At 72.1% G+C, this 10,414-nt stretch carries 8 protein-coding genes and 1 tRNA gene; 5 read left to right on the forward strand and 4 right to left on the reverse strand.

Annotated features, from left to right (window positions below):
- Positions 1-55 precede the first annotated feature (55 nt).
- Both ABD993_RS15680 and ABD993_RS15685 read right to left on the reverse strand, forming a co-directional pair.
- Complete coding sequence (locus ABD993_RS15680) at positions 56-1,444, reverse strand: sensor histidine kinase (RefSeq protein WP_345418104.1); 1,389 nt, start codon at positions 1,442-1,444, stop codon at positions 56-58.
- Positions 1,441-2,139: a response regulator transcription factor gene (locus tag ABD993_RS15685; protein WP_345418107.1), complete on the reverse strand. Its 699-nt coding sequence runs from the start codon at positions 2,137-2,139 to the stop codon at positions 1,441-1,443. The genes ABD993_RS15680 and ABD993_RS15685 overlap by 4 nt, the downstream gene beginning before the upstream one ends.
- Positions 2,140-2,281: 142 nt before the next feature.
- Here ABD993_RS15685 and ABD993_RS15690 point away from each other — a divergent pair, with 142 nt between their 5' ends.
- Positions 2,282-2,494: a hypothetical protein gene (locus tag ABD993_RS15690; protein ID WP_345418110.1), complete on the forward strand. Its 213-nt coding sequence runs from the start codon at positions 2,282-2,284 to the stop codon at positions 2,492-2,494.
- Here the strand turns inward: ABD993_RS15690 and ABD993_RS15695 are convergent.
- Positions 2,471-3,649 (reverse strand): MFS transporter, encoded by a 1,179-nt coding sequence (locus tag ABD993_RS15695; protein WP_345418113.1) that lies wholly within the window; start codon positions 3,647-3,649, stop codon positions 2,471-2,473. The genes ABD993_RS15690 and ABD993_RS15695 overlap by 24 nt on opposite strands.
- Positions 3,650-3,775: 126 nt before the next feature.
- On the opposite strand from ABD993_RS15695, the gene ABD993_RS15700 reads away from it, so the two are divergent.
- The 4 genes from ABD993_RS15700 to ABD993_RS15715 all read left to right on the forward strand — a co-directional run bounded on the left by ABD993_RS15700 (position 3,776) and on the right by ABD993_RS15715 (position 9,269).
- Positions 3,776-4,390: a TetR/AcrR family transcriptional regulator gene (locus tag ABD993_RS15700; RefSeq protein ID WP_345418116.1), complete on the forward strand. Its 615-nt coding sequence runs from the start codon at positions 3,776-3,778 to the stop codon at positions 4,388-4,390.
- A 13-nt stretch (positions 4,391-4,403) separates the two neighbouring features.
- Complete coding sequence (locus ABD993_RS15705) at positions 4,404-6,827, forward strand: MMPL family transporter (RefSeq protein ID WP_345418119.1); 2,424 nt, start codon at positions 4,404-4,406, stop codon at positions 6,825-6,827.
- A 774-nt stretch (positions 6,828-7,601) separates the two neighbouring features.
- Positions 7,602-7,674, forward strand: a tRNA-Arg gene (locus ABD993_RS15710).
- Positions 7,675-7,754: 80 nt separating this feature from the next.
- Positions 7,755-9,269, forward strand: a complete 1,515-nt coding sequence (locus tag ABD993_RS15715) for a tyrosine-type recombinase/integrase (RefSeq protein ID WP_345418121.1) — start codon at positions 7,755-7,757, stop codon at positions 9,267-9,269.
- A 707-nt stretch (positions 9,270-9,976) separates the two neighbouring features.
- Here the strand turns inward: ABD993_RS15715 and ABD993_RS15720 are convergent.
- On the reverse strand, positions 9,977-10,414 hold a 438-nt coding region (locus ABD993_RS15720), incomplete at its 5' end, for an Rv3235 family protein (RefSeq protein WP_345418124.1).

Genomic DNA, 10,414 nt, shown 5'->3' on the forward strand with positions numbered 1-10,414 from the left:
GCGGCGCGGTCCTCAAAGCCATAGTCACCTGGTTACAGGCTTTGGGAGACATGCCCTAGACGTCCGCGCGGCGCCCGGGCAGCCGCAGGCTGAGCAGCGCGCCACCCTCGGGCGACCGGTCCGCCCACACCGCTCCCCCGTGCCGCACCGCGACCTGGCGGACGATCGCCAAGCCCAGCCCGGAGCCGGGCATCGTCCGCGAGGTGTCCGCCCGGTAGAACCGCTCGAACACGTGCGGACGGTCCTCCTCGGCGATGCCCGGGCCGGAGTCGGCGACCTCGACGACGACGGTCCAGTCGTCCAGCGGCACCATCCGCAGCCGGACATGCCCGCCCGGCGGGCTCCATTTGACCGCGTTGTCCAGCAGGTTCAGCACCGCCCGCTCCAGCGCCGGGGCCTCGCCGACGAGCGTCCACGGCACCAGCGTGACGTCGAACCCGATGTCGGCCCCCGCCCGTCGGCGCACCCGCTCCACCGCGCGCTCGACGACGTCGACGAGCTCGACCGGCTCCCGGGCGGCGGTCGGGGCGTCGTCTCGGGCCAGCTCGGTGAGGTCGCCGATCAGCTGGGTCAGCTCCTCGACCTGCGCCCGGACGTCGGCCAGCATCTCCTCGCGGTCCTCGCGCGGGAGCGTCGGCGCGCCCGGCTTCTCGGCCGACGCGAGCAGCTCCAGGTTCGTCCGCAGCGAGGTCAGCGGGGTGCGCAGCTCGTGCCCCGCGTCCGCAACGAGCCGCCGCTGCTGCTCCTGGGAGGCGGCGAGGGCGCCGAGCATCTCGTTGAAGCTCTGGGTGAGCCGGGCCAGCTCGTCCGATCCACTGACCCGGATCGGCGTCAGCTGCCCGGTCGCGGTGACCCGCTCGGCGGCCTCGGTGAGCCGCTGCACGGGCCGCAGCCCGGCCCGGGCCACCGCCGCGCCCGCGAACCCGGCGAGCACCACCCCGATCCCGCCGATGACGGGCAGGGTGGTCCCCAGCCCCGCCAGCGCGATCTGGGTGGAGTCCATCTTCTGCGCGATGACCAGCGCCCGGCCGTCGCCCGCCTGCACCGCGACCACCCGGTACCCGCCCGCGGACCGCACGGACTCGGCCTCGTCGCCGCGGGCGACCGCCAGCTCCGCCTCGGACAGCGGCGGGGCGGACGCCGCGCCCTCGGCGGACTGCGCGAGCCCCGAGGAGTACAGCAGCGCGACCTTGATGTCCGCCGCCCCGAGGATCTCCGACGGCACGGTCGCGAGCAGCTCCGGGCGCGCGAGCTGGCTCTGCGCGGCGGCGACCGCGCGCTGCTTGAGGTTCTCGTCCAGGGAGGCCAGGAGGCTCCCGCGCACCACGAAGAAGGCGGCGGTCGAGACCAGCAGGACGACCGCGGCCGCGACCACCGCGGCCAGGATCCCGATCCGCGCCCGCAGGCTCACCCGTTCCAGGCGCGGGAGGAGGGTGTCCGTCACGGGGGCGTCTCGCGCAGCACGTACCCGACGCCGCGCACGGTGTGGATCAGTCGCGGCTCGCCCTCGGCCTCGGTCTTGCGCCGCAGGTAGCCGATGTAGACCTCGAGGGCGTTGCCCGTCGTCGGGAAGTCGTAGCCCCAGACCTGCTCGAGGATCGTGGAGCGGGTCAGCACCCGGCGGGGGTTCTGCAGCAGCAGCTCCAGCAGGGAGAACTCGGTGCGGGTCAGGCTGATCGGGCGCTCCCCGCGCCGGACGTCCCGGGTGTCCGGGTCCAGCGAGAGGTCGGCGAAGCTCAGCGTCGGGGTGTGGCCCGCGGCGGCCGCGATGTCGTCCAACGACCGGCGGCGCAGCAGCGCACGCAGCCGGGCCAGCAGCTCCTCCAGGGCGAAGGGCTTGGGCAGGTAGTCGTCCGCGCCCGCGTCGAGGCCCGAGACACGGTCGGACACGGCATCCCGCGCGGTGAGCACGAGGATCGGCAGCTCGTCCCCGGCCGCGCGCATCCGGCGGCAGACCTCCAGCCCGTCCAGCCGGGGCATCATCACGTCCAGGATCATCGCGTCCGGCCGCTGGGCGTCGACCGCCTCGAGCGCGGCGTAGCCGTCGCCTGCGAGGTCGACCTGGTAGCCGTTGAAGGCCAACGACCGTCGCAACGACTCGCGCACCGCCCGGTCGTCGTCCACGACGAGGATTCGCATGGCTCACAGTCTCGCGCGGCGTTCTGAGAAGCGTCTGAGAGGGTGGACGACGTGGGGTTCACCTGCTCCAACCTCAGCGGACGCCCGCCCGGCCGGGTCACCTCGGTCCTCGCCCGGAACCTGTCCGGCGTGCGGGAGGTGCATGCCGTACGCGCGGTACCGGGCGGCGGTCGCCGCGGACGGTCCACTGTGGGTGGTGCCGGGCGACTCGATGGCGCAGGGCCTCGGGGCGGGCGCGCCGCAGCGCCGTTGGGCGGGCCTGCTCGCCGCGGACCACTTCCACCCCCACGACCGCGATTACGAGGGGATGGCCGCGATCATGGCCGAGGCGCTAGGCAGGCACGGCCTGGCGTGAGGGCCGCTCGACCCACACCGCGACCGTCGCCACCACCAGGCCCAGGAACGCGACCGCCGCGGCCACGACGTTCGGCGAGGTGAGCCCGAACCCGAACGCGATCGCCAGCCCGCCCAACCACGCGCCCAGGGCGTTGGCCAGGTTGAACGCGGCGTGCATCGACCCCGCGGCCATGTGCGGGGCGCCCTCGGCGCCGTCGATGATCCGCAGCTGAGCCGACGGGATCAGCGAGAAGGTGGAGACCGCGAACACGAACAGCACGATCGCGGCGCTGACCGGGTGGCGCATCGCGGGCACCAGCGCCAGCGCCACGACGACGTCCGCCACCAGCACGAGCTGGATCGCCCGCATCGGGTTCCAGTCCGCCAACCGGGCGCCGATCGCGTTGCCCGCCGTCATACCGACGCCGAACATCGCCAGCAGCAGCGTGATCGCCGCCGACGGGAATCCCGCCACGTCGGTCAGCATCGGCGCGATGTAGCTGTAGCTCGCGAACAGCGTCGCACCGCCGAGCACCGCGACGAGCAGGGTGAGCCAGACCTGGCGGCGGCCCAGCGCGCGGAACTCCTCGGCGAGGCGCGGTGGGGCGCCGTCGGGGCGCACGTCCGGCACCTTCACCCGGACCGCCACGGCCGCGGCGAGCGCGATCAACCCGACGACGGCGAAGGTCCACCGCCACCCGACGAGCTGGCCGAGCAGCGTGGACAACGGCACCCCGACGATGTTCGCCACGGTCAGCCCGGCGAACATCATCGCCATCGCCCGGGCGCGCCTGCCGGGGGCGGCGAGGTTGCCCGCGACCACGGCCGCGACCCCGAAGTACGCCCCGTGCGGCAGCCCCGACAGGAACCGCGCGACGGCCTCGAGCCCGTACGACGGCGCGATCGCCGAGAGCAGGTGCCCGACCCCGTACAGACCCATGAACAGGATCAGCGCCTGCCTGCGGTTCATCCGGGTGGCCGCCGCGATGAGCAGCGGTGCCCCGACGACGACGCCGATCGCGTACGCCGACACCAGGTGCCCGGCCTGCGGGATGGTGATCCCGAGACCGTCGCCGATCTCGGGCAGCAGGCCCATCACGGTGAACTCACCGGTCCCGAGCGCGAACGCACCCAGGGCCAGCGCGAGCAGGGGGAGCACGGCGGACGTCCTCACTTCGGTACGGGAGATGCGCAACCACTCCACACTAGGTCGACGACGGGTGGGCGTCGATGTGTCGCCGCGCTCGGGTGGCACGGATCTCGTTGCACTCAGTGCAGTGAGATTCGTACGCTCGATCGGGTGACCTCCGACGTGCGTGACGCGCAGAAGGCGCGCACCCACCGCGCGATCATCGCCGCGGCGCTCGCGGTCACCTCACGGCACGGACCCGGCGGGCTCACCGTCGACACCGTCGCCGACCTGGCCGGAGTCTCCCGGCGCACCGTGTTCAACCACTTCGCCACGCTGGACGAGATCGTCCTCGCGGCCTGCACCGAGGTGCTCGACGTCGTGGTGGACGGCTTCCTCGCCGCCACCTCGGCCCATCCCCCGGGCGAGCCCGGGGCTGCGGCGGTGGCCGCGGACGTCGTCCGGGCGCTGCGGGCCACCGACCTCGTCGGCCCGATGTCCTACCTGACCCAGGCGTTGGGGGCGCACGACGAGCGCGACCCCCGCGTCCAGGGGTTCGTCCAGACCGCCTTCGGGCGCTGTACCGCCGACCTGCGCATCGCCGCCGCCGCGCGCTACCCGGGCGTCGACCCGCTCGACGTCGACCTCGTCGTCACCGCCCTGCTCTCCGACGTGCTCGTGCTGCACGGGCACTGGTGGGAGCGCACCGGGGCGGCGGACACCCCGGAGTCCCGCCGGGAGTGGGACCACCTGCTCGACCGCCTCGTCACGACCCTGCGCTTCTAGGAGCCCCTGCACCATGGCAGAACTGCTGCATCGACTCGGCGCCTTCTCGGCCCGCCACGCCTGGCGGGTGGTCGTGGCCTGGATCGCCGTGCTGGCCGCGGCCGTGGTCGCGTTCCTGCTGGTGGGGGGCACGCTGGGCACCGCCATCACGATCCCCGGCACCCCCACCGACGAGGTCTCGAAGCGGCTGACCGCCGAGCTGCCCGAGGCGGGCGGCGGCACGGGTCTGATCGTCCTGCACACCACGGACGGGCAGCCCTTCACCCCCGCGCAGCAGCAGGAGATCTCGGCCGCGCTGCAGCGCGTCACGGCGGTCGACGGCGTCCGGCAGGTGATCGACCCGTTCGCCATTGCGGCGCAGCGGGCCGGGGCCGAGCAGCAGCTGGCCGGCGGGCGGGCCCAGCTCGACGAGGCCCGCGCACAGCTCGATCGGGGACAGACTCAGCTCGACGCGGCCGGAGTTCCCGCGACCGCCCCGCAACGCCAGCAGCTCGACGCGGGCCGGGCCCAGCTGGACGCGCAGGAGGCCCGGCTCGCCGCAGGCGAGTCCCAGCTGCGGCTGGCCGCAGGCATCCGCACGGTGTCCGAGGACGGCAGCGCGGCGGTCGCGACGGTCGCGTTCGCGGACGCGCAGATGTCCGTCCCGACCGCGACGAAGGACGGCGTGATCTCCGCCGTCGAGGCCTCCCCCGTCGCCGGTGTGCAGGCGGACTTCTCCTCGGAGATCACCCAGAACGTCGACGGCATCGCCGGGCCCGGCGAGGTCATCGGCGTGGTCATCGCGGCGATCGTGCTGCTGGTCATGCTCGGCACGCTGGTCGCCGCGGGGCTGCCGATCCTCACCGCGCTGATCGGGGTGGGGGTGGGCGTCGCGGGGGCGATGGCGCTGTCCGGTGTCGTCGAGATGACGTCGGTGACCCCGATCCTCGGCCTGATGCTCGGCCTCGCCGTCGGCATCGACTACTCGCTGTTCATCCTCAACCGACACCGCAGGCAGCTGCGGACCGGGATGTCCGTGCCGGACTCGATCGCGCTGGCCAACGGCACGTCCGGCAACGCCGTGGTGTTCGCCGGGTTCACGGTCGTGATCGCGCTGGTGGCGCTCAACGTCACCGGCATCGGTTTCCTCGGCCTCATGGGCTCGGTGGGGGCGGCGTGCGTGGCGGTCGCCGTGCTCGTCGCGGTGACGCTGACGCCCGCGCTGCTGTCGCTGCTGGGCCTGCGCGTCCTGCCGCGCAAGGCCCGGTCGCGACCGACCTCGCACGCCGCCGGGTCGGTGGCGCCGATGTCGACGGGCGGCGCGGTCGCGCGGGCGGTCGGCGGGATCGCGCTCCTGGTGCTGGTCGCCCTGCCCGCACTCGCGCTGCGGCTCGGCCTGCCGGACGGCTCGTCGGAACCCCAGGACTCCACGCAGTACCAGGCCTACTCCGTGGTCGCGGACAAGTTCGGGGCCGGGCAGAACGGCACGCTCGTCGTCGTCGCCGACCTGCCCGCGGGTCTCGACGAGGCGGCGCTGACCGCGGCGCGGGCGCAGGTCGCCGAGCAGATCGGGGCGATCCCGTCCGTGTCGGCCGTCGCGCCGGTCGCCACCGCGCCGGACGGCTCGTTCGCGGTGTTCCAGGTCGTCCCGACCGAGGGCCCCACGTCGGTCGCCACCGAGGAGCTCGTCCAGCGGCTGCGGGTGACGACCACCGCGGTCGAGCCCTCCGTCCCCCTCGCCGTCGCGGGCGTGCCGTCGGGCAACATCGACATCTCGGCCAAGCTGGCCGACGCGCTGCCGCTCTACCTCGGTGTGGTCGTCGGGCTGTCGCTGCTGATCATGATCCTGGTGTTCCGGTCGGTCCTGGTCCCGGTCACCGCCACCGTCGGGTTCGTGCTGTCGTACTTCGCGGCCATGGGCGCGGTCGTGATGATCTACCAGTGGGGCCGGCTGAGCGCGGTGTTCGGCGTGCACGACCCCGGCCCGGTGCTGAACTTCCTGCCCACGATCCTGGTCGGCATCCTCTTCGGGCTCGCGATGGACTACCAGCTCTTCCTGGTCTCCGGCATGCGCGAGGCGTACGTGCACGGCTCGCCCGCCCGGCTGGCGGTGAAGGAGGGCCTGCACGCGGGCCGCGCGGTGGTCACCGCCGCGGCGATCATCATGTTCTCGGTGTTCGGCGGGTTCGTCTTCTCCCACCTCGCGATGGTCCGCCCGATCGGCTTCGGCCTCGCCTTCGGCGTGGTGCTCGACGCGTTCGTCGTCCGGATGCTGATCATCCCGGCGGTCCTGCACCTGGCCGGGGACGCGGCGTGGTGGCTGCCGCGATGGCTGGACCGGATCCTGCCCGACGTCGACGTCGAGGGCGCCAAGCTCGAACGCCGCCACCCCATGGCCGCGGTCCCGGAGCCGCGCGCGGAGTCGCCACGGGTGACCGAACCCACCCCGCAGCCGTAGCCCCCTCGCCCTGCCCCGTGTCCCGACGCCTCGGGCCCCGGGTCGAGCACCGCGATCGCACGTTTCGTGCTCTCAGCGCGGCATGATCGCCGTTTCCGTGCTGTCAGTGCTGTGACGACCGCGCTGAGGGCACACATGCGCCGATCGTGAGCGGCCGGGTCGGTGCATGCCCGGGCGGTGTCTCTGCTCGGTCGGCCGAGACCTGGCGGCCGTATCCGCGCCGCTCAGACGCGGGACGGGAACAGGACGGCGTCGAAGTCCGCGGGTATCGCGGGGTCCAGCGGGTAGTGGAGCACCCGCCGACGCCCATCGCAGGTCCCGGCTGTCCATCACGACGTGGGCGAGCCCCGTCGTACGTGCTGGTTGTGCTCCCACAGCACGTCGGACACGAGCACCACATTTCCGCGGCCTCGGCCGACGCTCCGACTCCACTGTCCACATCGGCCCACCGCTCGTCGTCCCCGGCAAGAGCCTCGATCCGCGACCAGGTCCCGGCGTCGCCGTCGAGAGTGTCGTCCACGGCGAGCCCGGCCGGACACTCCGACTCCAGCGCAACCGCCCCACACGCGCTCCAGGATCGCGTCCCGCGACTCGCAGAACGCCTCGACCCCGTGCATCGGCTCCCCCAGCGCGGCGACCCGCGCCGTCCACTCCCCGAGGAACACCACCCGGTCGACGATCACGGCGAACGCTCACCCGCCCTCCTGACCAGCGCGATGCCCGAAGCGCCGGCGCAGTACACCGTCACATCGGGCCCGGGTACGCTTCCCCGAGGCCCTCGTAGCTCAGGGGATAGAGCACCGCTCTCCTAAAGCGGGTGTCGCAGGTTCGAATCCTGCCGGGGGCACGCAGGTCAGCAGGGGTGCTGACCGGAGTTATCCACAGGCTTGGGAGCCATGATGGGAGCGAATCGCTAGCGTCGCCTCCATGGCCAGACGACAGCGGGGCGAGATCGAGGTCCGCTCCAACGGCTCACTCCGCGTCCGCGTGTACGCGGGCATCGACCCCCTGAGCGGCAAGCGGCACTACCTCGTCGAGACCGTCCCCGCGGGCAAGGACGCTCGCAAAGAGGCCGAGAAGGTGCAGCGCCGGCTCGCCACACAGGTCGACGAGCAGCGCAACCCGCGAACCAAGGCCACAGTCGACCAACTCCTGGACCGCTACCTTGAGCTCCTGGAAGTCGAAGACACAACGAGGGACCGCTACGAGCAGGTCATCCGCGTCCACATCCGCCCGCGGCTCGGCGCGCTCCAGGTCGCGAGGCTCGACGGCGAGCTCCTGGACTCGTACTACGCGATCCTGCGGCGGTGCCGGAGGCACTGCAACGGCCGGGTCAAGGTCGACCACTCCACTGACGAGCCGCACGAGTGCGACGCGAAGTGCTCTCGCCACGTCTGCAAACCGCTCGCGAGCGCCACGATCCGCAAGATTCACTTCTGCCTGAGCGGTGCGCTCGCACGAGCCGTCCGGTGGCGCTGGATCGCCGTCAACCCGCTCGGCCAGGCCGAGCCGCCCCGGGGCTCCGTAGCCGAGCCAGACCCACCCACGGCGGCTCAGGCAGCCAAGATCCTCGAATCCGCCTTCGCTGCCGACCTGTGGTGGGCCTGCTTCCTCTGGCTGGCGATGGTCACCGGCGCGCGCCGCGGCGAGCTCTGCGCCCTGAGCTGGGACCGCCTCGACCTCGACCGCGCAGTCCTCACGATCCGCTCCAGCATCGCCCAGCGGGACACCCACACCTGGGAGAAGGACACCAAGACCCACCAGCAGCGCCGCATCCACCTCGACGCGGACACGGTCACGATACTGAAGACCTACCGAGGGGAGTGCCAGCGGCTCGCCGAGTCAGCTGGGATCACGATCCGCCCGGACGGCCGCCTCTTCTCCCCCGCGATCGACCACAGCACCTGGCTCCGCCCGTCGTCGATCTCCAACCGCTACGTGCGGATGTGCAGAAGGCTCGGCTGGGACATGAACCTCCACCAGCTCCGCCACTACTCGGCCACGGAGCTCATCGCCGCTGGCGTAGACGTCCGCACCGTCGCTGGCAGGCTCGGCCACGGTGGCGGGGGCTCGACGACCCTGCGCGTCTACACCGCGTGGGTCGCCGAGTCTGACCAGCGAGCCATGAAGTCAGCGGGAGTGCGAATGCCAGCCCCTCCGGCTGCCACGAACATTGGAAACCTCACGGCGAGAACGTCTCCCGCCGATTGTGAGGGAACGGGCAGGGCTAGACAGATCGCTGCCGACCTCCGAGCCGCCATGACGTGCGGAGCACTTCAGAGTGGCGACCGCGTTCCGACTATCAAGGAGTTAGCCGACCGCTACTCGGTCGCTGTCGGCACCGCCCACGTCGCCATCGACCTACTTAGAAGCGAAGGCCGAATCTCCGTCAGCAGAGGCAAGCGAGCTACTGTGGCCGCCTCTCCTCGCACGAAGACCTGACCGAGCCCACCGCCGGATGGCGCCGCAGCCGAAACCCGACTTTGCCGCCTGCTAGTCATCCAGAATAGCAAACAGACCCTTCGTCGAATCACGAGCCGAGAAGGTCAGGAACCGCCCGTTTGCCGGTCGAGCACTTCCCGGAAGCTGCAGACTAATTGCCAGGACAACGCCCTTTGGGTCACCCCCCCCCGTTCGACGTCAGCCAAATCTTTCTTGTCGATCACAGGATAGAGCAGAAACCACGATTCGCCGTCGAGCCCTCGATGGCCGAGCGACAGGCGCGGCGATGTGTCGAATCCGAGTTGCCTCGAATTCGCTTATCTGTGCTTATGCGGCCGTGAAGTCCGAATGGCCCGTGACCGCCCAGATACGAGAGGCTCGACTTGAGGGGCTGCGGCATCACGATCACCCACTCACTCAGCTGATCGCGCCTCAGAGTCCGCAACCAGGCCAGGTCGGGCCGGAAGCTCGTCTATGCCCGCGCCCGGGGACGCGGGCACAACCACGCCCACGCCGTCCGGATCCTGGGCCGGGCCTGGCTACGGGTCATCTGGCGCTGCTGGACCGACAACGTCGCCTACGACCCCGTTCAGCACGCCGCCGCGGTCGCGGCGAGACAGTCCCGAGACCAGCACCCCACCGAGACCGGCACGTCGGACGACACAGTGGCGCCGGCGGCAGCGGTGGCCCGACCGCCCGGCCGCCCGTCACAGAATCCGCACCGTCTCACAGAGCCAGAAGTCCACACCGGACAGCAAGAACGACGCGGCCATCGCCCGTCGCCGCCCCGCCAGACGCAGCGACGCGGCGACCTCGACTGCGCCCTCATGCGGCTGGCTCGGATGCACCGACAGCAACCGCGCTCCCGCACACGACCCGCCCCGACCAGCCGGGACCGCGGCCAGATAGCGCAGCACCCGCGGCTCCACCAGCCCCGTGATCTGCCGGGCCGGGCGCCGCCCGTCGAGGACCTCGACCACCAGCGTGAGCGTCCACGCCGCGGCCAACACCGCCGACCGATCCAGGCGCACGTCTTGCACTACGGGACCCATTGCCGGCGCGGCGGGCTCGTCGAGGTGCTCCCAATGCCCGCAGCTCGGGCACGGCTCCAACAGCTCCGCGTTGTCCCACACCACCGTCTGCAG

Source organism: Pseudonocardia xishanensis (genome assembly GCF_039541715.1).
Taxonomy (GTDB): domain Bacteria; phylum Actinomycetota; class Actinomycetes; order Mycobacteriales; family Pseudonocardiaceae; genus Pseudonocardia; species Pseudonocardia xishanensis.